Source organism: Pauljensenia sp. UMB1177 (assembly GCF_030217965.1).
Lineage (GTDB): Bacteria > Actinomycetota > Actinomycetes > Actinomycetales > Actinomycetaceae > Pauljensenia > Pauljensenia turicensis_A.
Genome location: NZ_JASOOV010000002.1, coordinates 121513 through 146998 on the forward strand (window position 1 = coordinate 121513; position 25486 = coordinate 146998).

Consider the following 25486-nt stretch of genomic DNA (forward strand, 5'->3'; position numbering starts at 1 on the left):
GCGCGGCCTGCACGGTCGCATGAACATGGTAGCGCGCTCCGGAGGCAAATTAAGACGTGAAGATGTGTGAATAATGCATTACCCCGTAGGCTTGCAGTGTGAAGAAGCAGGTGCGAATGAATACTTCGCCGTCGTATGCGTACTGGGGGACGATCGTTTTCGTCCTCGTCGGTGTTGGTGTTACGGCGATTTTGGCGCTTTTGAACCACCCTCATCGTGCGGTCTATGCCCTTGCTGGCACGTTGCTTGTGATGGCCTGTGCGCGTCTTGTTTTGCCGGGACGCCCATGGTTTGCTTCACGTAATCGGTGGATGGATGCCGTGGTGCTCGCTTTCTTGGCGCTTGGTATTTGGTATTTTTCGCCGTTCACGGCAACGATGAACCTTCTGTCCTAACCGCTCGGTCCGACATGGTTGTGCTGTCGGGGTCTTTGGGTTGGCGAACGTATTTCTTCTGTCGCATCTATGAGCGCGAGTGTATTTAATCAACTAATCTTGATGTCAAGATAATTTCTCGCGTAGCGCCAGCTCGCCCGACGAAAAGAGAAACGATGTCGAAAATTAAGGTTGCAGGCCCAGTCGTTGAACTCGATGGTGACGAAATGACCCGCATCATGTGGCAGTTCATTAAAGACCGTCTGATCCACCCCTACCTGGATGTTGATCTGCGTTACTACGACCTGTCGATCCAGAATCGCGACGCGACTGACGACCAGGTGACGATTGATGCTGCCAATGCGATCAAAGAGCATGGTGTGGGCGTCAAGTGCGCGACAATCACTCCCGATGAGGCGCGTGTTGAAGAGTTCGGCCTGAAGAAGATGTGGCGTAGCCCTAACGGCACGATTCGCAATATTCTTGGTGGCGTTGTCTTCCGTGAACCAATCATTATTGACAACATTCCGCGCCTCGTCCCCGGATGGACCAAGCCGATCGTTATCGGTCGACACGCATTCGGCGACCAGTACCGTGCGACTGACTTTAAGGTTCCGGGAGCGGGCACCATCACGCTGACCTTCACTCCCGACGATGGTTCGGAACCGATCGAGCACGAAGTGATCCGTATGCCTGAAGGTGGTGGCGTCACGATGGGCATGTACAACTTCAACGAATCGATCGCAGACTTCGCTCGAGCATCCTTTGAATACGGACTCAAGCGCAACTATCCGGTCTTCCTGTCGACGAAGAACACGATCCTCAAGGCCTACGATGGTGCGTTCAAGGACATTTTCGCCGATGTTTTCGAGCGCGAATATAAGGAAAGATTTGCCGAAGTTGGCTTGACCTACGAACATCGTCTGATTGATGACATGGTTGCCTCGTCCTTGCGCTGGGAAGGCGGCTACGTCTGGGCGTGCAAGAACTACGACGGTGATGTTCAGTCGGATACTGTCGCTCAGGGATTCGGTTCGCTGGGTCTGATGACCTCCGTCCTGATGACCCCAGATGGTCGCACGATGGAAGCTGAAGCCGCTCACGGCACTGTTACCCGTCACTACCGCAAGCATCAGGCGGGGGAACCAACGTCAACCAACCCGATTGCCTCGATTTTCGCTTGGACCCGCGCTCTTGCTCACCGAGGAATGCTTGATAATACGCCTGAGATTATCGATTTCTCCCACACGCTTGAGAAGGTCATCATTGACACGGTTCTTTCAGGCAAGATGACGCGCGATCTGTCTCGTCTGGTCGGTGGCGATACTCCGTGGCTCACCACCGAAGAGTTCCTTGTAGCGCTCGACGATAATCTGGCGAAAGCCCTCGCTTGATCTGCTCACTCAACGAAACGGGGGTGCGGTGAGCTTCGGCTTGCCCGCCCCGGTTTCGTCTCTATAGCGCGTGAAACTGCCCGAGTAGCGGTGTCGGAATGTTCGAATAGTGAACGAAAACTAATCGGAATGCGGTCTGTGGGCATCCTGTACGTATCCCGATCAGTCGAACGACTCAAGGAAAATCATGCGAAAGTTTATGCAGAAGAGCAGCATCCTCGTGTGGGTGCTCGTCGCAATCATCCTCGCCCTCGTGCTGGGATCCATCAAAGTGGGTGACTCGCACCTGGTGCCTGTCGCAGTTGGACGAGTCTTCGCGACATTCTCAGCTATCTTCAGCCAGTTCCTGTCCTTCTCGATTCCGCTCATCATCATCGGTCTGGTCACTCCGGCTATTGCTGATCTCGGACGTGGCGCGGGCAAGTGGCTCGGCATTACCGCCGCGCTGGCCTACACCTCGACTCTTTTCGCAGGCTTCCTGACCTACCTGGTCGCAGCAGCCGTCTTCCCGAAGCTCCTTTCGAACGGTCTTGCTGATGTTACCGAGCCCGGCTCGGCACTCGAATCGTTCTTCACCATCGAAATGCCTGCAGCTGTCCCGGTTATGACCGCGCTGTTGCTCTCCTTCGTGGTCGGCATCGGACTTGCAATGATCCCGCGTGGTGTTATGCGTAAGGGCTTCATTGAATTCCGTGCCATCATCACCAAGCTCATCGAGCGCATCATCATCCCGCTGTTGCCTTTGCACATCTTTGGTATCTTCTTGAACCTCACCTACACCGGTGAGGCGTGGGACATTATGCGCACCCTGGTCCGCGTTGTTGTCGTCGTCCTCCTGCTTGAGGTCGTCATCCTGCTCACGCAGTACATCGTTGCTGGCGCAATCGGCAAGAAGAACCCGATTAAGTCGCTGCTCACCATGATGCCCGCCTACCTGACGGCACTCGGCACCTCGTCGTCCGCGGCGACTATCCCGGTCACTCTGCGTCAGGCAAAGAAGAACGGCATCTCCGACGCCGTTGCATCCTTCACCATTCCGCTCTGCGCAACGATCCACCTGGCAGGCTCGACCTCGAAGATCTTCGCATTCGCGTTCGCCATCGTCATCACCCAGGGCATCGATGTCGGCCCTGTACAGTGGGTTGGCTTCATCTTCATGCTCGGCATCACGATGGTCGCAGCCCCCGGCGTTCCCGGCGGTGCAATCATGGCAGCAACCGGTCTACTCTCGTCGATGCTTGGCTTCGACGATGCCCAGGTTGCCCTCATGATCGCCACCTACATCGCCCTCGACTCCTTCGGCACCGCAACCAATGTGACCGGTGACGGCGCAATCGCGATCATCGTTGACCGGATGGCCGGTGGCAAGATCGGCGCAGAAGGCGATCCGGAGAACGCTCGTGAGCTTTCCTTCGACGGTATGGCTTACCTTGACCGCGTCTCGGTCGAAGGCGTTGTCAGCGCCGAAGACCTCGCTGCATCTGCTGCTGCGAACCCGTCGGCGAGTAACTGACGGATTGGCTCAAGCGCGTACCCGTCATTATTCGTCATCAAACGAATAGACGCTGATTCTTCAACGCACGAGCTCACATGCCCCTTCAGAGTGGTGGTCCGCAATGAGACATGCGGGCCACCACTCTTTTATTCCCGAAAAGTGTTCTGACACCCCTGAATACCCGATTGCTCTACCCATCACTTCCCGCTTCGCCGTAAACTGGACGAAACGTAAACTGGACGAAGCTGGTAACACTTTCAGACCGTGAACAGGAATGGAGCTTCACGCAATGGCTACTCCGCAACCGCTCAAAGCCCCTGCTGACTTCAAGATCGGCGTTCTCACATCAGGCGGTGACGCGCAGGGAATGAATGCGGCCGTCCGCGCCGTCGTGAGAACCGCGCTTGCCGTGGGCGCCCAACCCTATGCGGTCATGGAAGGGTGGGCCGGCGCCGTTAAAGGCGGAGATGCGATCAAGAAGCTCTGCTGGTCGGACGTCTCATCAATCCTCGCCGAGGGTGGCACGGTCATCGGTACGGCCCGGTGTCCAGAATTCCGCGATTACGAGGGCCGGCATGCGGCCGCGAAGAATCTGGTCGAACACGGTATTGACCACCTTGTCGTTATTGGTGGCGACGGCTCCCTCTCTGGCACGGATGAATTCCGAGGCGAATGGTCGCAGCACATTCGCGAACTCGTTGATGAAGGCGTGCTCAGTGAAGAAGAAGCGGCAAAGCATCCGGCTCTGATGGTTGTTGGTCTTGTCGGCTCGATCGACAATGACATGGTGGGCACCGACATGACAATCGGTGCGGATACTGCACTCCATCGCATTTTGGACGCGATGGATCAGCTGACCTCCACGGCAGCATCTCACCAGCGCACATTCGTTGTCGAGGTCATGGGTCGCCATTGTGGCTACCTCCCCCTGATGGCAGCGGTTGCCGGTGGTGCTGACTACGTGTTTACCCCCGAAGATCCGGTTGGACCGGGCTGGGAAGAAGACCTCGCTGAACACCTGCGTTTGGGTCGTGAAGCAGGGCGACGCGAATCCATCGTGTTGGTCGCCGAAGGTGCAACCGACCGCGAGGGTAATGTACTGACCACTCAACACATTGCCGATGTGATTACTGAGCGCACGGGTGAAGACGCTCGCGTGACGATCCTTGGCCACGTCCAGCGTGGTGGCTCGCCGTCAGCCTATGACCGTTGGATGTCATCGTTGCTTGGCTACGCCGCTGTTCAGGAAATGCTTTCAGCAACGCCGGAAAACACCCCGAATGTTCTGGGTGTCCGCCACAATCGTGTGACCCGTATTCCGCTGATGAAGGCGGTGCACGATACTCGTGCGGTCAAGCACCTGATTGTGGCTGGCGACTATGAAGCTGCCCAGGCTTCGCGCGGTGTTTCTTTCACGACGATGGTCGAAATTAACACGATCCTTTCGACTCCGCCTCAGCTGACGCCCGAACCTACTGAAAAGCCTCGTCGAATCGGTATCCTGCACGCTGGCGGTCTTGCACCTGGCATGAACACGGCAGCGCGCGCGGCAGTCCGCCTAGGCATCGCTCGCGGTTGGACGATGCTGGGAATCGAAGGCTCGTGGAAGGGTTTGGCCGATAACGCGGTCAAAGAACTGACCTGGGCTGACGTTGAAGGCTGGGCGTTCAAGGGTGGCGCGGAACTCGGCACGAGGCGCGATGTCCCCGAAGTTGAGCAGTTCTACGCCCTGGGACGCGCTATTGAACGTAACGAATTGGATGCGCTGATTGTTATTGGCGGCCTCAACGCCTACCTTGCTGTCCACTCGATGATCTCCGAGCGTGACCGCTACCCGGCGTTCCGTATCCCGATCGTTCTGGTTCCCGCCTCCATCGACAACAATCTGCCCGGTTCGGAACTATCGATCGGTGCCGATACCGCGATCAACAATGCCACCTGGGCGCTTGACCGCATCAAGGAATCCGCCGCAGCGACCAAGCGTTGTTTCGTCGCCGAAATCATGGGACGACGTTGCGGGTACCTGACGCTGATGGCGTCACTGTCATCCGGTGCTGAGTACATCTATCTCAACGAAGATGATGTGACTCTGAATGAGATCGCTGATGACACGAAGCGCATGGTTGATTCCTTCGCTGAAGGACGCCGCCTGTTCCTGGTCCTCGTCAACGAGGCAGTGTCGAAGTACTACGACCGCGAATTCCTTGCGTCCGTGTACGAGGCAGAATCTGACGGCAAGTACGACGTGCGTCATGCGGCGCTCGGCCACCTGCAACAGGGGGGTTCGCCCAGCCCGTTCGACCGCCTGCTGGCAACGCGTCTTGCTCACCGCGCGCTCGACCACATCAACAACCAGTTCAATCGTGGCGAATCCGAGGGCGTGTACATCGGTCAGGTGCGCAACCAGATCGAAGCTCGCCTGGTGAAGAACATGTTTGAGGATCTGGATATCCGCAATCGTCGTCCGTTCGATCAGTGGTGGCGAGAGCTCAGCCCGGTTCAGCGCATCGTTTCGATGAAGGATTCGGGTAAGCCCGCTGTCGAGATTTCCATCGCAGACGCAGATCCCGAGTAAGACATCGCCGAATCGTCTGATTCGACCAAAACTGTTTTTTCATTCAAGAACCGCGAACTCATCGCAGATCCATTGATACAGGAGAATTCATGACTGACAATCCGGTCGTTGACCCCACAATGACTCCCGCGTGGGAAGCACTGGACGGACGTGCCGACGCTTTTGACCCGGATCTTCGCGCTTGGTTCGGAGCTGATCCGAACCGTGCAACTCGCTGGACGATTGACGGCGCCGACCTGCACGTTGATTTTTCGAAGAACCTGATTGACGAAGGCGTGCTTGCTGACCTGCTGGCTCTTGCTGAGCAGACTGGCGTCTACGACCTGCGCGATCGCATGTTCGCCGGTGAGCACATCAACGTCACCGAAGACCGCGCTGTTCTGCATACCGCGTTGCGTCGCCCGGCAACCGACGAGCTGACCGTTGACGGCCAGGATGCGATCGCGGACGTTCACGAGGTTCTGAACAAGGTCTACGACTTCGCAGAGCGCGTTCGCTCCGGCGAGTGGACCGGTATTACCGGCAAGCCGGTTGAAACGGTTGTCAACGTTGGTATCGGTGGCTCGGACCTGGGCCCGGTCATGGCCTACGAGGCCCTGAAGCCCTTTGTCCAGGATGGTCTTGAATGCCGTTTCATCTCGAACATTGATCCGACCGACGCGGGTGAGACCACGAAGGATCTCGATCCGGAAACCACCCTGGTTATTGTTGCGTCGAAGACATTTACGACGCTTGAAACGATCACGAACGCCAAGGTTGTGCGCGACTGGTTCCTCGGCGCCCTGCGCGACCGTGGCATCGTTACCGACGAGGCAACCGAGAAGGGCGCCATCGCCAAGCACTTCGTCGCCGTGTCCACCGCTCTGGACAAGGTCGCTGAGTTCGGCATCGACCCGAACAATGCTTTCGGCTTCTGGTCCTGGGTTGGCGGCCGCTACTCCGTGGATTCCGCTGTCGGCACCTCGCTGGCAATCGCGATCGGCCCGGATGGCTTCGCTGAATTCCTTGAGGGCTTCAACGCGATGGATGTCCACTTCGCCACCGCGAAGCCGGAAGAAAACCTACCTATTCTCATGGGCATGCTGAACGTCTGGTACTCGAACTTCCTCGGTGCCGACACACACGCTGTCTTGCCGTACTCGCAGTACTTGCACCGCTTCCCGGCCTACCTTCAACAGCTGACCATGGAGTCGAACGGCAAGTCCGTCCGGCGCGATGGTGCTCCCGTCACCTACGAGACCGGCGAGGTCTTCTGGGGCGAACCGGGAACCAACGGTCAGCATGCCTTCTACCAGCTGATTCACCAAGGCACCCGCATGGTTCCCGCCGACTTCATTGCCTTCGCTAATCCGGCGTGGCCCCTGAAGGATGGCGAGGCTGACATGCACGAGCTGTTCCTGTCGAACTTCCTGGCTCAGACGAAGGCTCTGGCATTCGGCAAGACCTCGGACGAGGTTCGCGCCGAGGGCACCCCGGAGGCCATCGTTTCGGCTCGCGTCTTCACCGGTAATCGGCCGACCACGTCGATCATGGCACCGGCCCTGACCCCGCGTGTTCTTGGCGAACTGATTGCTCTCTACGAGCACATCACCTTCGTCCAGGGCGCCGTCTGGGGCATCGATTCCTTCGACCAGTGGGGCGTAGAGCTAGGCAAGGTCCTGGCCAAGCAGATCTTGCCGGCCATCGAAGGTGACTCGGCTGCACTCGACGCGCAGGATGCCTCCACGAAGGCTCTCATCGAGTACTACCGCGCGAACCGCAAGTGACCCTTCTCAGCTTAAGTGCTGCGCCGGTTTGACGGCTGTGCGCGACAAGCGTAGCGCCACAGTTTTGGCCTCGTTGATTTCATTATCGACGAGGCCGAAACTTTATTGTCGCTCTCTCCCTTCATAGCCGGGAGTGAGCGGGGAGCACCTATCCCCAGGCGCTCACGGAAATGTGGGGCGCATCTTGTGAAGCGGAAGCATCCGACTTCTTCTTGTCGAATTTCTTGGATTTCTTGGACTTTGATTCGCCCTCATTCTTATCTTGGGATCCCGCGTCACCCGACTTCTCGTGGGCATGAGATGACAGAACCTCAGGAGTGAGCGAAGCCGAAAGACGATCTTTCGCAGCATCGACATCAAAATCGGCTTGTGGCCATGTGGGGTTAATGCCTTCGAGCGTACGGACAAGGAGCTCTTGGACTGCCAAGCGTGCATACCACTTGTGGTCGCCAGGAATGACATACCACGGAGCAATACGCGTCGAGGTCCGGCGAATCACTTCGGAATAGGCGTCTTGGTAGGCGCTCCAGTTGTCGCGAGTATCGAGATCACCCGTGGAGAACTTCCAGTGCTTATCTGGGCGCTCCAAGCGCTCCATCAGACGTTCCCCCTGTTCTTCATAGGAGACGACCAAGCAGACTTTAATGATCTTCATCCCGGCTCGAACGGCTTCTAATTCCATCTCGTAGATATCGTGATAGCGACGGTTTAGCTCATCCTCATCAGCGGTGAAGATAGATTCTTGGTTGGCGTTACGCGCGGAGGTGGGAACCAGAAGATCCTCATAGTGCGAGCGGTCAAAAACACCGATGTATCCCGGGCGGGGGAAGTGTGGGCGGACACGCCAAAGGAAATCGTGGGCACGCTCTTCTTCCGTGGGCGCTTTGAATGCTTTCAGAGCAACACCCTGCGGATCCACTTGCCCGATGACGTGGCGAACGATTCCGCCCTTACCAGCCGTGTCTAAACCCTGAAGGATCAACAGAACTGAATCCGACGCACCTTCCTTCGACGCGGCATACAGGCGTTCTTGGAGTTCAGAAAAATCAACTGCCCGCTTAGCCATCGCTTTCAACGCCTTCTTTTTGCTTGCGCCCCAACCGGGCGTGGCGTCACGAATGAAGGAATTCAGGTCGAACGCCTCAGAGGCAACCAGCAGATCGCGCGGATCACCCGTCCAATACTTCGACGGCCCAGACACGTAGGTCATGGTGTCTTCAGGTGACTCCTGACCTGTGTTTTCTTTCGATTCCATGATGACCTCCACCGCATGACCTCGACGCAACCTAGAAAATGCAAGGCTCGAAAACGAATGTACGTATGTGCAACTCTAATCATGGTCTAGATCACGTGCTTGCGTATATGAAAAGTAGGACTGCTAGCCCTGTTTTCCCACGCCGAAAGCGTTTAGGCTTGGAACGTCAGTATGTGGCGAAACCGCCACCAGGCGACGGCGAACACCGCCGACGCACACAAACTAAGAAGGAGTGCCGAATCATGGCAGAACCTCGCATCGTTACCGTCACCGGCGCCGCCGGCAACATTGGCTACGCCCTGCTTTTCCGTATTGCCTCCGGCCAGCTGTTCGGTCCCGATGTCCCCGTCAAGCTCAACCTTCTTGAGATCCCCCAGGGCGTGAAGGCCGCTGAGGGCACCGCAATGGAGCTCGATGACTGTGCATTCCCGACTCTTGCCGGCGTTGAAATCTTCGACGATGCCACCAAGGCATTCGAAGGTGCCAACGTTGCCTACCTCGTTGGCGCAATGCCGCGTCGGGCGGGCATGGAGCGCGCAGACCTGCTGGAAGCCAACGCAGGCATCTTCGGCCCGCAGGGCAAGGCTATCAACGATGGCGCAGCAGACGACATCCGCGTCCTCGTCGTTGGCAACCCGGCCAACACCAACGCCACCATTGCTCAGAACGCTGCTCCGGATGTTCCGGCATCCCGCTTCACCGCAATGATGCGCCTTGACCACAACCGTGCAGTTGCTCAGCTGGCCCACAAGACCGGCGCAGCAGTTGCCGACATTAAGGACGTTGTCGTGTGGGGCAACCACTCCGCAGACCAGTACCCGGACGTTTCCTACGCGACCGTTGCTGGCAAGAAGGCTGCTGACCTGGTTGACGAAGCATGGCTCTCTGAGACCTACCGTCCGGTTGTCGCAAAGCGTGGCGCCGCCATCATCGAAGCTCGTGGCGCATCCTCAGCAGCATCGGCTGCAAACGCAGCAATCGATCACATGTACTCTTGGATCCACGGCACCCCCGAGGGTGAATGGGTCACTGCGGGCGTCATGTCCGACGGCACCCACTACGACGTCCCAGCAGGCCTCTGCTTCGGCTTCCCGGTCACCTCTGACGGTGGCGAGTGGCAGATTGTCGACGGTCTGGAGATCTCCGAGGCAACTCGCGCAGGCATCGATCACAACATCAAGGCTCTGCAGGAAGAGTATGACGCAGTGAAGGCTCTCGGTTTCATCAAGTGAGCCTGTAGGCCCCGCGCTCGGGGCTGAGGCGGCCGCGGATCCTCGTGATCCCCGGCCGCCTCGTCGTGTCCGGGCCTCGCCTTCGCGGATCGGGAGACCCGAGGGCCCCGGGGAGACGCCCCGGCGGATTTCCGCAACCGGGTTCGATGTGCACATTTGTGGGCGGCGCGCACTCGGCAACGCATGAGCGTGAGGGGACCCCTCGCACCTGTGCGCATTCCCAGCGCGACCCCGTGCGCGGTGGCTAGGATGAACCTATCGCGAAGGAGCGGAGCCACCCGGGCGCCGCCTAGGATCGATGAGGAGGCCACCGTGGGTCTAAGAATCGTTCTCGCCGCCGATTCCGCTGGCGTCGAGTACAAGGATGTCCTGAAGAAGGATCTCGAAGCAGATCCGCGCGTCGACGAGGTCATTGACGCCGGCCTTAAGCCCGGAGAGGACGTCGACTACCCGCACGTCGCCGTCGCCGCCGCCCGCATGATCGCGGACGGGAAGGCCGATCGCGGTCTCTTCGTCTGCGGTACCGGCATGGGCGTCGCGATGGCCGCGAACAAGGTCCCCGGGATCCGCGCCTCGGTCGCGCATGACTCCTTCTCCGTTGAGCGCCTCATCCTCTCGAACAACGCGCAGGTCCTCACCTTCGGCGCCCGCGTCATCGGGCTCCAGCTGGCCCGGCGCCTCGCGAAGGAGTGGCTCGGCTACACCTTCGACGAGACCTCCGCCTCCGCCCCCAAGGTCGCTGCCCTCGAGGCCTACGACCGTGACCCCGACTTTCAGTTCGTCGGCTGCTGAAGCCCCCAGAACCTGGGACCGCTCGTTTGCGAGCACGAGCAGTCCCGGCGCCCTCCCCAGGGCATCGCTCGCGACCACCCCATCTGACAGCAGGGCGAGGGCCTCGAGGACGAGGCCGACCCCCGAATCTTCAAGGATGAAGACATGACACCTGACGCAGCACTCGCCATCGGTTCGAACATGAACCTCTTCTGGCTCCTCATGGCCGCCGCCGGCGGCGTGTTCGGCACGATGATCGGCGCGAACTACGCCTTCTCGTTCACCGGCGTGACGATTCTCCTCGGCTTCGGCGTCGCCGCGGCCACCGGCTCTACCACAGTTCTCGATTACGTCTCCTTCGGCCCCGCCTTCGGCCCGCACATCGCCTTCGCGGGTGGCGTCGCCGCCGCGGCCTACGCCGCGAAGAAGGGCTACCTCAAGTCCGGCGGAAAGGACATCAACAGCCCGCTCGCCGGCCTCGGCAAGCCCGACGTGCTCCTCATCGGCGCCCTCTTCGGCGTCGGCGGCTACCTCTTCCAGAAGCTCGTCGCCCTCGTCCCGTGGTTCGGCACGCACACCGACTCGGTCGCCTTCACCGTGGTCTGCTCCGGCATCCTCGTCCGCGTAATCTTCGGCAAGACCGGCGTCTTCCACTCGATCACGAAGCCCGAGGGCACGACCCGCTGGCTCGACTGGCAGGAGACCCCCGGCCAGCTCCTCACCGTCTCCGCCTTCGCGGGTCTCTTCGCCTCCGGCATCGCGACGATGCTCGTCGGCTACATCGCCCCGAACAGCGCGAACGGCGACGTCATCATCGCGAACGCCCAGGCGATCCCCTTCGGGATCTCCGCGCTCTGCATCTTCTTCGTCGCCGGTGGCCTGAAGTTCCCGGTCACGCATCACATGACGATCTCGGCCGGCCTCGCCGCCGTCCTCTTCTTCAACGCGACCGGCTCCGGAATGCTCGCTGTCCTTGTCGGCACCTGCTTCGGCGTTCTCGCGGGCTTCGCCGGCGAGTACTTCGCCCGCTGGACCTACGCCCACGGCGACACGCACATCGATCCGCCCGCCGGCGTCATCTGGCTGATGAACACCCTCGCGGTCTCCGCCGCCGCCCTCGTCGCCTGAACGGCGACCCGAACCGACCGAAAGGAACGCCGTGTCCGCCACAGCCCTCACCGCCTGGCCCGAGCGCCTCTACGACGCGTACGTCTTCGACATGGACGGGACCATCTACCTCGGCGACCACCTCCTCCCCGGGGCGAAGCGCCTCATCGAGGAGCTGCGGCGGCGCGGCATCCCGGTCCGCTTCCTCTCGAATAACCCGACGAAGGATCCCGAGCAGTACGTCGAGAAGCTCGAACGGCTCGGACTGCCGACCCCGGTCGAGGAGATCGCCAACACGGTCGTCACGACGACCCGCTGGCTCCTCGAGAACAAGCCCGGCGCCGTCGTCTTCCCGATCGCCGAGGAGCCCCTCATCCGTGCCTTCCACGAGGCAGGCATCGAGATGAGCGACGATCCGGAGAAGATCGATGTCGTCGTCGCCTCCTACGACCGGACCTTCGACTACCGCAAGCTCCAGATCGCCTTCGACGCGATCTGGTTCCACAAGCGCGCGACCCTCATCGCGACCAACCCCGACCGCTTCTGCCCGTTCCCGGGTGGACGCGGAGAACCCGACTGTGCGTCGATCATTGCCGCCATCGAGGCGTGCACGAACACGACGTGCGAGATGGTCGTCGGCAAGCCCGATCCCGTCATGGCCGAGGCCGCCCTCGGCAATACGGATGTCGACCCGACCCGATGCGTGATGGTCGGCGACCGCATCATGACCGACATCAAGATGGCCGTGAACACCGGCATGTTCTCGGCCATGCCCCTCACGGGGGAATCCACCCTCGAGGAGGCGCTCGCCCTCCCCGAGGCCGAGCGCCCCACCCACGTCCTCGACCGCGTCGACCGCCTCATCCCGAAGGTACTCTGGGACGAGATCGGCTGGACCGAGGAAAACGACCCCATCGTCTGAGCGCCCCGAGCGCCCCACTCCAACAGCACCCGAGCCGCAGTGCCGCGGCAGACAAGAAAGAGACCAAGAAATGGTTGCACCCGGATACGAAGGCCCGTTCGTCATGGGATTCGACTACGGTACGGAGTCGTGCCGAGCCGCGATCTTCGACCTCGCCGGACACCCGATCGCCTTCGCGGCGACCCCCTACAAGACCCACCACCCCCGCCCCGGCCAGGCCGAGCAGAGCCCCGCCGACTGGTGGAATGCCCTCGTCGCCTCGACCCGCAAGGTCCTCGACGAGACCGGCATCCCCGCTCGCCACATCGCCGGCATCTCCTACGACGCGACGACGATGACCGTCGTCGCCATGGATCGGAACGGCCGTGAGCTGCGCAACGCGATCATGTGGATGGACGTCCGCGCGACCGAGCAGTCCGCCCGCGCCGAAACGATCGATCACTGGGCGCGCCTCTACAACGGCGGCGGCACGATGCCCGCGACCGCCGAGTGGTACCCCTTCAAGGCCGCGTGGCTCAAGGAGAACGAGCCTGAGACCTACAAGAACGCCTACCGCCTCGTCGACGCGCCCGAGTGGCTCACCTACAAGCTCACCGGCGAGTGGACGCTCAACATCAACTCCGCGGCCCTGCGCATGTACTACAACCGCGATAAGGGCGGCTGGCCGGTCGAGTTCTACGAGCACATCGGCTGCGGCGACGTCTTCGAGAAGATCCCCGAGAAGATCTACGATCTAGGCCACCCGATCGGTGGCCTCTCGATCTCCGCCGCCCAGGAGCTCGGCCTCCTCCCCGGCACTCCGGTTGCCCAGGGCTGCGCCGACGCGTGGGCTGGCCAGATCGGCCTCGGCGTCGTCTCGCCCGGCAAGACCGCCGTCATCACCGGCTCCTCGCACGTCATCACGGGCCAGTCCGGCAACCCGCTCCACGGCGAGGGCTTCTTCGGCGGATACACCGACGGCGTCATCCCCGGCCAGTACACGTGCGAGGGAGGTCTCGTCTCCTCCGGATCCGTGCTCAAGTGGTTCAAGGACAACTTCTGCCGCGACCTCACGGGCGCGGCCGAGCGCCTCGGCATGAACCCCTACAAGATCCTCGACGAGCGAGTCGCCGACATCCCGGTCGGCTCCAACGGGCTCATCATCAACGAGTACTTCCAGGGCAACCGCACCCCTTACACCGACTCCAAGGCCCGTGGCATCATGTGGGGCCTCACCCTCGGCACGACGCCCGAGCAGGTCTACCACGCGATCGAGGAGGCCGTCTGCTACGGCACCGCGCACGTCCTCAAGGCCTTCAAGGACGCGGGCTTCGAGTCGACCGAGCTCGTCGCCTGCGGCGGCGCCACGAAGTCGCGCGACTGGATGCAGATGCACTCCGACGTCACGGGCCTGCCCATCACGCTCACCGAGGTCGGGGACGCCGTCGTCCTCGGTTCGTGCATGCTCGCCGCCGTCGGCTCGGGCCAGTACCAGTCGATCGAGGACGCGGCCCGCAACATGGTCCGCGAGACTGCGCGCATCGAGCCCCGCCCCGACGTTCACGAGGAGTACCAGTTCTACCTCGAGAAGTACATGGAGACCTACCCGCAGATGCAGGACCTCTCGCATCAGATGATCGATCACCTCGCGTGACCGGCAAGGAGTGAAGAAGAAATGTCGCAAGAACTCATCGAACAGGCGCTGAAGACGGCCACCGAGACGAAGGACATCGTCTTCGGCACGGACGTCCTTGACAAGACGGGCGAGCTCTTCGTCCGCATGTTCCCCGGAGCGAGGGTCCTCGTCGTCGCCGACGGCAACACCTTCGCCGCAGCCGGCGAGGCGGTCGTCGCCTCCCTGAAGGCCGCGGGGATCGAATTCGCGGAGGAACCCTACGTCTTCCCCGGCACCCCGACCCTCTACGCGGGCTACGAGAACGTCGAGAAGCTCCGCGAGCACATCCGCCCCCTCGAGAACACGGTTGTCTGCTCGATAGCCTCGGGCACGCTCAACGACATCGCGAAGCTCGCCTCGGGCGAGCTCGGCCGCAAGTATATGAACGTCTGCACCGCGCCCTCGGTCGACGGTTACGCCGCCTTCGGCGCGTCGATCTCGAAAGACGGCTTCAAGATCACCCGTTCCTGCCCTGCGCCGACCGCTCTCGTCGCCGATCTGCGCGTCATCGCCGCGGCTCCCCAGCGCCTCATCGCCACCGGCTACGGCGATCTCATCGAGAAGATCCCCGCGGGCGCCGACTGGATACTCGCCGACGAGCTCGGCATCGAACCGATCGACGACTACGTGTGGTCTCTCGTCCAGGGCCCGCTCCGCGGCGCCCTCGCCGATCCCGAGCGCATCGGCGCGGGCGACGCCGAGGCCATCACCGGACTCGCGGAGGGCAACATCATGTCCGGCCTCGCGATGCAGGCCGCCCAGTCGTCGCGCCCGGCCTCGGGCGCCGGCCACCAGTTCTCCCACGTGTGGGAGATGGAGGGCCACGGCCTCGACTGGGAGCCGCCGCTCTCGCACGGCATGAAGGTCGGCGTCGGCACCGTCGCCTCCTGCGCGATCTGGGAGGAGGCCCTCAAGATCGACATGGATGCCCTCGACGTTGACGCGATCGTCGCGGCCGCGAAGACCGACAAGGAGATCGAGGCGAAGGTCCGCGGCCTCCTCATCCCGCGTATCGCCGATGAGGCCGTCAAGCACTCCATCGAGAAGAACCTCCAGGGCGACGAACTGCGCGCCCGCATCGCCGCCATCCGCGAGGCCTGGCCCCGCATCGTCGCGCGAGTGAAGGACCAGCTCATCACCGCGGACGAGGCCGTCGACCGACTGAAGAAGGTCGGCGCCCCGTACCACCCGGAGATGATCGGCATCGACATGGCGCGCTTCCGCGAGACGCACATCAAGGCCCAGACCATCCGCAATCGCTACACCGTGCTCGACCTGCTCACCGACCTCGGGATGCTCGACGAGGTCGTCGAGCGCCTCTTCTCCGAGGACGGCTACTGGGGCCGTCACGCCCACAAGGAGGCCTGAGACCCGTCGGCGCGCCCACCGCCCATCACTCGGCGGCGGGCGCGCCGACTCCGCGGGCTCACAGGGGCCCGCTCCGGCGCCCTCGCGCCGCCCGCCCCGTCGGGGCGGGCCCGTTCGACTCATGAGAAGGCGAAGAGCATGATCAAGGAAGACCTCGACATCACGTACACCATCGGCCTCGATTTCGGCACGCTCTCCGTGCGCGCCGCGGTCGTCCGCACGAGCGACGGCGAAGTGCTCGCCGACGCCGTCAGCGAATACGCGACCCCCATCATGGACAGGACCCTCGCGGTCGGCGGGGGAGCGCCCCTGCCCCCCGACTTCGCGCTCCAGGTGCCGGCCGACTACATCGCGGCGATGCGCGAGGTCGTTCCCGCAGCGATCCTCGCATCCGGCGTCGACCCCTCCCGGGTCGTCGGCATCGGCCTCGATTGCACCTCCGCCACCGTCGTCGTCACCGACGCCGACGGGAAGCCGATGTGCGAGTACCCCGAGTTCGTCGACGAGCCGCAGGCCTACCTCAAGTTGTGGAAGCACCACGGCGCCCAGGAGCAGTCCGAGCGCATCGTCGCGCTCGCGAAGGAGCGCGGCGAGGAGTGGCTCTCCCGCTACGGCGGCGTCCTCTCCGCCGAGATGCTCCTCCCGAAGACCCTCGAGATGTTCGAGAAGGCGCCTGCGCTCTACCGGGCGACCGCCGAGGTCCTCGACATCGTCGACTGGCTCACCTGGGAGCTCAGCGGCACCCTCGTCTACGCAGCCGGCGACTCCGGCTACAAGCGCATGTACCAGGACGGGAAGTACCCCGACCCCGAGTTCCTCGAGGCCCTCGCCCCCGGTTTCGGCGACGTCTTCGCCCAGAAGATGAGCCACCCGATCGTCCCGCTCGGCTCGAAGGTCGCGGGCCTCACCGAGGAGTACGCGCAGGCCTTCGGCCTGCCCGCGGGAATCGCGGTCGCCGCCGGCAACATCGACGCGCACGTCCAGTGCGTCTCCGTCGGGGCGGTGCTCCCGGGCCAGCTCACCGGCATCCTCGGGACGTCGACGTGCTGGATCCTCCCGTCCGCGACCCTCGAGGAGGTCCCTGGCGTCTTCGGTGTCGTCGACGGCGGCGTCTGCGAGGGCTACTGGGCCTATGAGGCCGGACAGTCCGCAGTCGGCGACATCTTCGCCTGGTTCATCGACCACTGCGTCCCGCAGTCCTACTTCGACGAGGCCGAGCGCCAGGGCGTGTCGATCCACCGCGTCCTCGGCAACAAGGCGGCTGAGCAGAAGGTCGGCGCGCACGGCCTCGTCGCTCTCGACTGGTGGAACGGCAACCGATCGATCCTCGTCGACTCGAATCTCACCGGCCTGATGATCGGGCAGACTCTCCGGACGAGTACCGAGGACATGTACCGCGCCCACCTCGAGTCGACGGCCTTCGGCGCACGCATGATCATCGAGAACTTCGAGGAGCACGGCGTGCCCGTGAACGAGGTGCGCGTCGCCGGCGGCCTGCTGAAGGACGCATTCCTCATGCAGATGTACGCCGACGTCACACGCCGCCCGCTCAAGACCGCGCGTACCCTGCAGGCCGGCGCGCACGGCTCCGCGATCTTCGCCTCCGTCGCCGCGGGGCTCTACGAGGATGTGCCGACCGCTGCCGAGGCGATGGGCGGAGTGTCCGAGACGGCCTACGAGCCGAACGAGGAGGCCGCTGCCGTATACGATGAGCTCTACGCCGTGTACAGGGACCTCTACGACTCCTTCGGCCGCGGCGACAACAGGATGTACTCCCTTAAGAGGTTGCGCGACCGCGCCCTCACCGGGGAGTGACCGGCTGAAGAGAGGTACGGATCCGACGTGATGGACGACGATCGGGAAATGGCTGTGCTCCGCGCGGCGCAGCTCTATTACTACGAGAACATGACGCAGGACTCGATCGCCGACCGTCTCGGTTGCACGCGCTGGACCGTCGGGCGCCTCCTCGAGGAGGAGCGCCAGTCGGGGATCGTGAGGATCACGATCAACCACCCCCGCGCGAGGGTCCGCCACCTCGAGAAGGAGCTGGCGGAGCGCTTCGGGATCTCAGAGGTCTTCGTCGTCCGCAGCCAGGACTCCGAGGCGGCGACCGGCGCCCTCGTCGCGGCGACGACGGCCGACTACATCACCGCCCAACGCCCGCTTCCGCAATCCCTCGGCATCGCCTGGGGCCGATCGCTCACCGCGGTCGCCCGGGCGATGCCCGAGGAATGGACGAGCGGCCTGGAGGTCTACCAGATGTACGGCGGCCTCGTCCGCTCGAACGACGACGAGGTGGCCGATTCGATCGGTCTCATGGCGCGTCGCGGGCAGGGCGTCGGCCACATGCTCCCCGCCCCGGCGATCGTCACGGACCCCGAGCTCAGCGTCCGACTGCTGCGCGAGCCCTCGGTCGCGGCGACTCTGGACGCCGGCCCGAGGGCCGACCTCGTCGTATTCTCGCCCGGCATCCTCGAGCCGGGGTCGGTCCTCGTCCGCTCGGGTTTCCTCACGGCGGAGGGCATGCAGAGGATGCGCGAGCTCGGCGCCGTCACCGATCTCTTCTCCCACGTCGTCGACGTTGACGGCAACGCGATCTCACCTGAGCTCGAAAAGCGCACCATCGCTGTTTCCCTCGACGCGGTGCGGACGTCGAAGCGCTCCCTCGCGATAGGCTGGGGCGAAGCGAAGGCCCTGCCCCTGGTCGTCTCCTTGCGGATCGGAATCGCGAACGCCCTCATCGTCGACGAGAAGGGGGCCCTCGCGATGCTCCGCGAGGCCGACCGCCTCCGCGACTGAGGGCCGGGCGGTCCGACCCGATCTCGTCCGCCTCCGCTAATCTGTACCCATGAGTGAATCGACCGTAGAAAACACGAAGCTTGTCATCACGCTGTCCTGCCCGGATCAGCCGGGTATTGTCCACGCGGTGACGGGTGTGATCGGCAGTGTGAACGGCAATATTATTCAGTCCCAGCAGTTCGGGGATCCGGATTCGGGACTGTTTTTCATGCGTATTGAGGTTGACTCGCCGGTCGGTCGAGGTCCCGTCGAAGAAGGTCTGGCGAAGGTTGCGAAGACTTTTGATGCGACCTGGCATATTGATGCCCTCGGTCGTCGCCTGCGTACGGTCATCATGGTGTCGCGCGAGGGCCACTGCCTGACTGACTTGCTCTACCGTCAGCGTAGCCAGGGCCTGCCGATCGAGGTTGTCGCGGTCGTGGGTAACCACCCGGATCTTGCTCCCGTTGCTCAGTTCTACGGCGTTCCCTTCCTGAATATTCCGGTGACGAAGGAAACGAAGGCTGACGCTGAGCGTGAGTTGCTCAACCTGGTCCGCTCGGAAAAGGTGGAGCTAGTTGTTCTGGCACGCTACATGCAGATTCTGTCTGAGAAGGTCTGCGAAGAAATGCAGGGGCGCGTCATCAATATTCACCACTCGTTCCTGCCGTCGTTCAAGGGTGCTCGCCCGTACGCGCAGGCGCATGATCGTGGCGTGAAGCTCATTGGTGCGACCGCACACTACGTGACCGCCGACCTGGACGAGGGCCCGATCATCGAGCAGGACGTCACGCGCGTGACGCACGCCGACTCCACGCCGGACATGGTGGCGCTTGGCCAGGATGTGGAGCGTCGCGTTTTGGCTCAGGCAGTCCGTTGGCACGCCGAGCGTCGCGTCCTTATGGACGGCACGCGAACCGTGGTGTTCTCCCGCTAGTTTTCGTCTATTCCCCAGGCGGATGCGTGACGCACGCACTGCTGAGGAATTGATTCACGAGGCCGAGACCGCTTCTCGCTGGTGAGTGTGAGCGACGGTTTCGGCTTTCGCCACATCCGCCCCATAGCAGGCTGGGAGTGCCTAGATGGAGGTGGCCTCGTACGTGGGAAGGCAGTGCGCGAACTGGTCGCTTCGCGATATGGTGGATGAGTCGTGACTGGCGAACAGGTGGGAAACCACCGGGGAGCGATGAACAGGCACCATAGCCGCCCGCCTGGGCTAAGGCGCCGACCGAGAAATCGGCAGTTCAAGGAGCAGGAGAACCCAATGGATTCCCTTAATGACATGACCCTTGCCCAGCTGGATCCCGAGATTCAGGCTGTGCTCGACGCTGAACTGGCACGTCAGCGGGCGACCCTCGAAATGATTGCGTCAGAGAACTTCGTCCCGCGCGCAGTCCTAGAAGCGCAGGGATCCGTGTTGACGAACAAGTACGCGGAAGGCTACCCGGGTCGTCGCTACTACGGTGGCTGTGAAGCCGTTGACGTCGCAGAAAACCTTGCGATCGAGCGCGCACAACAGGTCTTCAAGGGTGCCGACTTCGTCAACGTTCAGCCACACGCCGGCGCGCAGGCAAACGCTGCAGCCCTGATGGCGATGGCAAACGTGGGCGACACGATTCTTGGCCTGTCCCTCGCTCACGGCGGTCACCTGACCCACGGCATGAAGATCAACTTCTCCGGCAAAAACTACAACGCGGTGGCCTACGAGGTCGACCGTCAGACCATGCGTATCGAGGCTGAGCAGGTGCGCGAAGCTGCTCTGCGTGAGCGCCCCAAGGTCATCATCGCCGGCTGGTCCGCCTACCCGCGTCATCTGGACTTTGCGGCATTTCGTGAGATCGCTGACGAGGTCGGCGCAGCACTCTGGGTCGATATGGCACACTTCGCCGGCCTTGTCGCAGCAGACCTGCACCCCAGCCCAGTCCCGCACGCTGACGTTGTCACCACTACCGTCCACAAGACGATCGGTGGCCCGCGTTCGGGCATGATTCTGTCGTCTCGTGGCGAGCAGTGGGGCAAGAAGATTAACTCCGCAGTCTTCCCCGGCCAGCAGGGCGGTCCGCTCATGCACGCGATTGCCGCAAAGGCAATCGCCATGAAGGTCGCGCAGACCGAAGAATTCAAGGATCGTCAGCGTCGCACTCTCGAAGGTGCTCAGCTACTGGCTGATCGTCTCAATGCAGACGATGCGAAAGCAGCCGGCATCAAGTTGGTCACCGGTGGTACCGACGTTCACTTGGTCCTTGTTGACCTCGTCGAATCGAAGCTGGACGGTCGCGACGCAGAAGATCTTCTGCACGAGGTCGGCATTACCGTCAACCGCAACGCAGTTCCCTTTGATCCGCGTCCCCCGATGCGCACCTCCGGTCTGCGTATCGGCACGCCGGCTCTAGCAACCCGTGGCTTCGACGCCAAGGACTTCGCTGAGGTCGCCGACATCATCGGCACCACGCTGGTTCAGGGGGCATCGGGCGCATCGGTTGACGTTGACGGCCTGTGCGCACGCGTGAAGGCTCTGACCGACGCTCGTCCGCTCTACGTTGGACTTGGCGAATGAGGGCTCCCTGGGAAGGGCCCGCTAAGGTCCTCGACGGTGCGGGTACAGCTGCCACAATCAAGGCGGAACTTGCCCAGCGTGTGAAGAATCTCCGCGCTCGTGGTGTTGTGCCCGGCCTTGGCACGATCCTCGTCGGTGAAGATCCCGGTTCGGTGTCCTACGTTGCGGGCAAGCACCGCGACTGCGCTGAAGTGGGTATCGAATCCATCCGCGTTGACCTGCCGGAAACGGCTTCGCAGGCTGAAATTGAAGCAGCGATTGACCAGTTGAATGCTGACCCGGCATGCACGGGCTACATCGTTCAGTTGCCACTGCCGAAGGACATCGACCAGAACGCGATCCTAGAACGCATTGATCCTGCGAAGGACGCAGATGGCCTGCACCCGATGAACCTTGGTCGCTTGGTTCTTCGTGGCTCTGGGCCGATCGATACTCCGCTTCCGTGCACGCCTCGCGCCGTCATCGAACTGATGGAACGACACGGCATTGACCTTCGTGGCAAGGATGTGTGCGTTGTTGGTCGCGGTGTCACTGTTGGCCGTTCGATTGGTTTGCTACTGATCCGCAAGGAAATCAATGCAACCGTCACCGTCTGCCACACCGGCACGAAGGATCTTGCTGCTCACGTGCGTCAGGCGGACGTTGTCGTGGCCGCAGCGGGTAGTGCTGGACTGATCACCAAAGACATGGTGAAGCCGGGCGCAGTAGTGCTCGATGTTGGTGTATCCCGCGTTGAAGGTGAAGACGGTAAGGCTCGCCTGCGCGGCGACGTTGCAGACGGTGTTGACCAGGTCGCATCGTGGTTGTCCCCGAACCCGAAGGGCGTAGGTCCCATGACTCGCGCGCTCCTGGTGACGAACGTTGTCGAGGCAGCAGAGCGCCTCGCGTAACTGTTTGTGGTGGTGGGGTGGAGCCTTGGCGTTGAGGCTCCGCCCCAGTGCCACATATGTTGGAGTTGAAGATAGTGAGTTCATTGAATCCGTCAGTCACATCTGAAGTTGGTGCGCTGAAGACAGTCCTCGTTCACCGTCCCGGTAACGAAATGTCGCGTATTACGCCAACGAACATGGAAGAACTCCTCTTCGATGACGTGATCTGGTTGGAGCGCGCCCAAGAAGAACACGATGCGATGACCTCAAAGATGCGTCGTCATGGCATCGAGGTTCTTGATTTTTCGACTCTTTTGACTGAAGCCCTCGAAGTTCCAGGCGGTCGTGATGAAGCCCTGGAACTCGTTTTCACCGATAAAACGGTTGGTCCTGCAGCTTTGGATTCACTCCGCGCTTTTACAGCCGGACTGGATTCGTCTCACCTTGCCGAGATCTTGATTGCCGGCATGACGAAGCGTGAGCTTTTAGAACAGATCGATGAACCGAAGTCCGCCTGGATCTCCGGAATGGACTTGGATGACTTCATTCTTGCCCCGTTGCCGAACCACCTGTTCACTCGTGACACCTCGTCGTGGATCGGCGGGGGAGTTGCGGTTTTGTCTATGCGGAAACAGGCTCGTCGTCGCGAAACGATCAACCAAGAGATCGTCTACCGGTTGCACCCGCGTTTCGCTGATCTCAACATCCCCTTCTGGAATCACGGGACTCTTGACGGCCAGGCCACAATCGAAGGTGGCGACATCATTAACGCTGGAAACGACACACTGATTATTGGCGCCTCAGAACGTACGACTGCACAGGGAATTGAACGTCTTGCTCGCAGGCTTTTTGCCGGCGAAGTAGCGTCCACCGTGATTGTTTTGCAGATCGAAAAGAAGCGTGCTCAGATGCACCTCGACACGATTTTCACGATGCTCGATGAAGCAACATTTACTGCCTATGCCGGGTTGGGGAAGGTTCGTACTCAGGTGATTCGCCCCGGTGCTGCTGGCGAATTGGATATCACCGTTCACGAAGCTGATGAGATGTATGACGTCATCGCTGCCGGATTGGGATTCGATTCCATCCGCGTGCTGACGGTCCCCACGGATTCCTTGACCGCCGAACGCGAACAGTGGAATGACGGTTCGAATCTCCTTGCCCTAGAGCCCGGTGTCGTCATGTCATACGAACGAAATACGGTGTCGAACGACTACTTCTCGGACCAGGGTTTCGAGGTCATTACGATCCCCGGTAATGAACTTGGTCGCGGACGTGGCGGGGCGCACTGCATGACTTGCCCGATTGTGCGCGATACTTTACCCGCACGCGTTTAACGTTTGACGCCTCGAACGTTCAACGTTCCTACTCTCAGACCTACACAATCTCACAAGGAGCATCCATGCCTCACGCTCTTCATGGTCGTCCGTTCCTCCGCGAAATCGACTTCACTCCTGCCGAATGGCTGTCTTTGATTGATCTGGCAGCTGAACTCAAAGCCGCGAAGAAGAATGGTACCGAGGTTCAGCACCTCAAGGGGCGCAATATTGCGCTGATCTTCGAGAAGACGTCGACGCGCACGCGTTGCTCCTTCGAGGTGGCAGCTTTCGATCAGGGGGCACACACCACCTATCTAGATCCTTCCGGTTCGCAGATGGGACACAAGGAGTCGACTGCTGATACCGCTCGCGTTCTGGGTCGCATGTTTGACGGTATCGAATACCGCGGTGATGAGCAGGAAAAGGTTGAGGTTCTTTCGGAGCTCTCCGGTGTTCCGGTGTGGAATGGTCTGACCGATGACTGGCATCCGACTCAGATGCTCTGCGATTCACTGACCATGCGTGAACACGCTGGTAAGCCTCTGAATCAGGTGTCCTACGCCTACGTTGGTGATGCTCGTTTCAACATGGGTCGGTCCCTGCTGGTCAATGGCGCGTTGATCGGAGCTGATGTCCGCATTGTTGCGCCGCGTGAACTTTGGCCGGATGAAGAATGCATCGCTCACGCACGCCGTATTGGCGAAGAAACCGGTGCGAAGGTGACGGTGACCGACAACGTTGATGAAGGTGTTGCGGGTGTTGACTTCGTCCACACTGACATTTGGGTGTCGATGGGTGAGCCGAAAGATGTCTGGAATGAACGCATCGAGATGCTACGTGACTACCAGGTGAATGCTTCGCTGATGGAAAAGGCTGGCCCGCAGGCAAAGTTCATGCACTGCCTGCCGGCGTATCACGATCGTAAGACCGTGATCGGTGAGCAGCTGTTTGAAGCCACCGGTATGGATGGTATCGAAGTGACCGACGAGGTCTTCGAAGGAGGCGCTTCGATCGTCTTCGATCAGGCAGAAAACCGTATGCACACGATCAAGGCGGTCATGGTTGCCACGCTGGGCGACTGACACCCTGCCGAATTCAACGCACAAGGGATAAGCGTGAAGATTACAAGCATTAACCTGAACGGGATCCGCGCAGCGGTAAAACGTGGTTTTCTTGATTGGATTGCGGTCGAAGACCCGGATGTTCTGCTGATGCAGGAAGTGCGCGCCGATACTCAGATCACCGAAGACATCTTGGGGCAAGAGTGGTTGCTTGCCACCGAGCCGTGTCGCATCAAAGGTCGCGCGGGTGTTGCGATTGCAGTGCGACGAGGCCGTGCAACCCTAGATGATGTTCGCGCAGGGTTGGGGGACTCGGACACTGACGTTGACTCTGGGCGTTGGATTGAAGCCGTTGTCACCGCGGACTCTCAGAGTGTTCGTGTTGTGTCCGCATACTTCCATTCGGGTGAAAAGGATACGCCGAAGCAAGAAGCGAAGATGGCTCATCTGCCTCGCATTGGCGAGCGCATGGCTGAGATTCTTGCGTCGGGTGAAAAGGCTGTCGTCTGCGGTGACTACAACGTTGTTCGCTCACGTCAGGACATAAAGAACTGGACGCCGAACCACAATAAACGTGCGGGTGTCTTGGACGAGGAAATCGTATTCTTAAACGATTGGGTCGATGCCGGCTGGCATGACGTTGTTCGTGACCTAGCCGGTGACGTGCAGGGGCCGTACACGTGGTGGTCGTGGCGAGGCAAAGCCTTCGATAACGACACGGGCTGGCGCATCGACTATCACTATGCAACTCCGACTCTGGCATCGACCGCGACTGCATTCGCGATCGGGCGCGCTCAGGCTTACGACCAGCGATTCTCTGATCATGCACCACTCACCGTGACCTACCAGGTTTGACCGCTAGGGCTGTCGTGGGTCCTGGAAGGGAATCTTCTGGATTTCTTTTCAACTCGAGCATGAAACAAGCGAAGTGGGGGAACACCATCTGGTGTTCCCCCACAGTCGTATTCAGCTTGCCCGGCCTCGTGAAC

The 25486-nt window shown here is 61.2% G+C and carries 20 protein-coding genes and 1 riboswitch; of the genes, 19 read left to right on the forward strand and 1 reads right to left on the reverse strand.

All coding sequences use genetic code 11. From position 1 onward, the window contains the following. Positions 1-116: 116 nt before the first annotated feature. From QP442_RS03755 to pgi, 5 genes are all read left to right on the forward strand, one after another. Entirely contained in the window at positions 117-395 is a 279-nt protein-coding gene (locus QP442_RS03755) for a DUF3017 domain-containing protein (protein ID WP_103631744.1), read from the forward strand. A 155-nt stretch (positions 396-550) separates the two neighbouring features. Further along, entirely contained in the window at positions 551-1768 is a 1218-nt protein-coding gene (locus QP442_RS03760; RefSeq protein WP_103631728.1) for an NADP-dependent isocitrate dehydrogenase, read from the forward strand. Between the two features lie 187 nt (positions 1769-1955). After that, positions 1956-3281 carry a dicarboxylate/amino acid:cation symporter gene (locus QP442_RS03765; protein ID WP_103631727.1) on the forward strand — a complete coding sequence of 442 codons (1326 nt, stop codon included), beginning with the start codon at positions 1956-1958 and terminating at the stop codon, positions 3279-3281. Positions 3282-3552: 271 nt separating this feature from the next. Next, positions 3553-5838: a 6-phosphofructokinase gene (locus QP442_RS03770; RefSeq protein WP_103631725.1), complete on the forward strand. Its 2286-nt coding sequence runs from the start codon at positions 3553-3555 to the stop codon at positions 5836-5838. A gap of 89 nt (positions 5839-5927) precedes the next feature. Continuing rightward, a complete protein-coding gene (gene pgi / locus QP442_RS03775; RefSeq protein ID WP_006681426.1) occupies positions 5928-7604 on the forward strand; it encodes a glucose-6-phosphate isomerase in 1677 nt (558 codons plus the stop codon). Between the two features lie 148 nt (positions 7605-7752). Here the strand turns inward: pgi and QP442_RS03780 are convergent, their stop codons facing one another. Further along, positions 7753-8859, reverse strand: a complete 1107-nt coding sequence (locus QP442_RS03780) for a PPK2 family polyphosphate kinase (protein ID WP_219810830.1) — start codon at positions 8857-8859, stop codon at positions 7753-7755. A gap of 242 nt (positions 8860-9101) precedes the next feature. Between QP442_RS03780 and QP442_RS03785 the strand changes: the two genes are divergently transcribed. The 14 genes from QP442_RS03785 (at position 9102) to QP442_RS03850 (ending at position 25352) form a co-directional block, all read left to right on the forward strand. Further along, positions 9102-10091: a malate dehydrogenase gene (locus tag QP442_RS03785; protein WP_103631723.1), complete on the forward strand. Its 990-nt coding sequence runs from the start codon at positions 9102-9104 to the stop codon at positions 10089-10091. A gap of 312 nt (positions 10092-10403) precedes the next feature. Continuing rightward, positions 10404-10883, forward strand: a complete 480-nt coding sequence (locus tag QP442_RS03790; RefSeq protein ID WP_006681423.1) for a ribose-5-phosphate isomerase — start codon at positions 10404-10406, stop codon at positions 10881-10883. A 144-nt stretch (positions 10884-11027) separates the two neighbouring features. Continuing rightward, positions 11028-11990 (forward strand): hypothetical protein, encoded by a 963-nt coding sequence (locus tag QP442_RS03795; protein ID WP_103631722.1) that lies wholly within the window; start codon positions 11028-11030, stop codon positions 11988-11990. 31 nt (positions 11991-12021) lie between these two features. Continuing rightward, entirely contained in the window at positions 12022-12891 is an 870-nt protein-coding gene (locus tag QP442_RS03800) for an HAD-IIA family hydrolase (RefSeq protein ID WP_006681421.1), read from the forward strand. 70 nt (positions 12892-12961) lie between these two features. After that, the gene (locus tag QP442_RS03805; protein ID WP_006681420.1) at positions 12962-14524 is read left to right on the forward strand and encodes an FGGY-family carbohydrate kinase; all 1563 of its coding nucleotides are present in this window, start codon (positions 12962-12964) and stop codon (positions 14522-14524) included. Between the two features lie 21 nt (positions 14525-14545). Further along, a complete protein-coding gene (locus QP442_RS03810; protein WP_006681419.1) occupies positions 14546-15913 on the forward strand; it encodes a sn-glycerol-1-phosphate dehydrogenase in 1368 nt (455 codons plus the stop codon). A 138-nt stretch (positions 15914-16051) separates the two neighbouring features. Beyond that, entirely contained in the window at positions 16052-17728 is a 1677-nt protein-coding gene (locus QP442_RS03815) for a ribulokinase (protein WP_103632047.1), read from the forward strand. 30 nt (positions 17729-17758) lie between these two features. After that, a complete protein-coding gene (locus QP442_RS03820; protein ID WP_285069674.1) occupies positions 17759-18712 on the forward strand; it encodes a sugar-binding transcriptional regulator in 954 nt (317 codons plus the stop codon). Positions 18713-18761: 49 nt separating this feature from the next. Beyond that, positions 18762-19628 carry a formyltetrahydrofolate deformylase gene (gene purU / locus QP442_RS03825; RefSeq protein ID WP_103632045.1) on the forward strand — a complete coding sequence of 289 codons (867 nt, stop codon included), beginning with the start codon at positions 18762-18764 and terminating at the stop codon, positions 19626-19628. A gap of 203 nt (positions 19629-19831) precedes the next feature. Beyond that, positions 19832-19915: riboswitch (ZMP/ZTP riboswitch) on the forward strand. Positions 19916-19955: 40 nt separating this feature from the next. Further along, the gene (gene glyA / locus QP442_RS03830; protein WP_103632044.1) at positions 19956-21248 is read left to right on the forward strand and encodes a serine hydroxymethyltransferase; all 1293 of its coding nucleotides are present in this window, start codon (positions 19956-19958) and stop codon (positions 21246-21248) included. Next, a complete protein-coding gene (locus QP442_RS03835; protein ID WP_103632043.1) occupies positions 21245-22138 on the forward strand; it encodes a bifunctional methylenetetrahydrofolate dehydrogenase/methenyltetrahydrofolate cyclohydrolase in 894 nt (297 codons plus the stop codon). The genes glyA and QP442_RS03835 overlap by 4 nt, the downstream gene beginning before the upstream one ends. 83 nt (positions 22139-22221) lie before the next feature. Then, positions 22222-23454 (forward strand): arginine deiminase, encoded by a 1233-nt coding sequence (locus QP442_RS03840; protein WP_181002097.1) that lies wholly within the window; start codon positions 22222-22224, stop codon positions 23452-23454. A 65-nt stretch (positions 23455-23519) separates the two neighbouring features. Then, complete coding sequence (gene argF, locus QP442_RS03845) at positions 23520-24518, forward strand: ornithine carbamoyltransferase (protein WP_103632041.1); 999 nt, start codon at positions 23520-23522, stop codon at positions 24516-24518. A 27-nt stretch (positions 24519-24545) separates the two neighbouring features. After that, positions 24546-25352, forward strand: a complete 807-nt coding sequence (locus tag QP442_RS03850) for an exodeoxyribonuclease III (RefSeq protein WP_103632040.1) — start codon at positions 24546-24548, stop codon at positions 25350-25352. Positions 25353-25486: the final 134 nt, after the last annotated feature.

Excerpts from the sequence above, each read along its gene's own strand:
- QP442_RS03755 (WP_103631744.1), top strand. The coding sequence starts at position 117 with ATGAATACTTCGCCGTCGTATGCGTACTGGGGGACGATCGTTTTCGTC.
- QP442_RS03760 (WP_103631728.1), top strand. The coding sequence starts at position 551 with ATGTCGAAAATTAAGGTTGCAGGCCCAGTCGTTGAACTCGATGGTGAC.
- QP442_RS03765 (WP_103631727.1), top strand. The coding sequence starts at position 1,956 with ATGCGAAAGTTTATGCAGAAGAGCAGCATCCTCGTGTGGGTGCTCGTC.
- QP442_RS03770 (WP_103631725.1), top strand. The coding sequence starts at position 3,553 with ATGGCTACTCCGCAACCGCTCAAAGCCCCTGCTGACTTCAAGATCGGC.
- pgi (WP_006681426.1), top strand. The coding sequence starts at position 5,928 with ATGACTGACAATCCGGTCGTTGACCCCACAATGACTCCCGCGTGGGAA.
- QP442_RS03780 (WP_219810830.1), bottom strand. The coding sequence starts at position 8,859 with ATGGAATCGAAAGAAAACACAGGTCAGGAGTCACCTGAAGACACCATG.
- QP442_RS03785 (WP_103631723.1), top strand. The coding sequence starts at position 9,102 with ATGGCAGAACCTCGCATCGTTACCGTCACCGGCGCCGCCGGCAACATT.
- QP442_RS03795 (WP_103631722.1), top strand. The coding sequence starts at position 11,028 with ATGACACCTGACGCAGCACTCGCCATCGGTTCGAACATGAACCTCTTC.
- QP442_RS03805 (WP_006681420.1), top strand. The coding sequence starts at position 12,962 with ATGGTTGCACCCGGATACGAAGGCCCGTTCGTCATGGGATTCGACTAC.
- QP442_RS03810 (WP_006681419.1), top strand. The coding sequence starts at position 14,546 with ATGTCGCAAGAACTCATCGAACAGGCGCTGAAGACGGCCACCGAGACG.
- QP442_RS03815 (WP_103632047.1), top strand. The coding sequence starts at position 16,052 with ATGATCAAGGAAGACCTCGACATCACGTACACCATCGGCCTCGATTTC.
- QP442_RS03820 (WP_285069674.1), top strand. The coding sequence starts at position 17,759 with ATGGACGACGATCGGGAAATGGCTGTGCTCCGCGCGGCGCAGCTCTAT.
- purU (WP_103632045.1), top strand. The coding sequence starts at position 18,762 with ATGAGTGAATCGACCGTAGAAAACACGAAGCTTGTCATCACGCTGTCC.
- glyA (WP_103632044.1), top strand. The coding sequence starts at position 19,956 with ATGGATTCCCTTAATGACATGACCCTTGCCCAGCTGGATCCCGAGATT.
- QP442_RS03835 (WP_103632043.1), top strand. The coding sequence starts at position 21,245 with ATGAGGGCTCCCTGGGAAGGGCCCGCTAAGGTCCTCGACGGTGCGGGT.
- argF (WP_103632041.1), top strand. The coding sequence starts at position 23,520 with ATGCCTCACGCTCTTCATGGTCGTCCGTTCCTCCGCGAAATCGACTTC.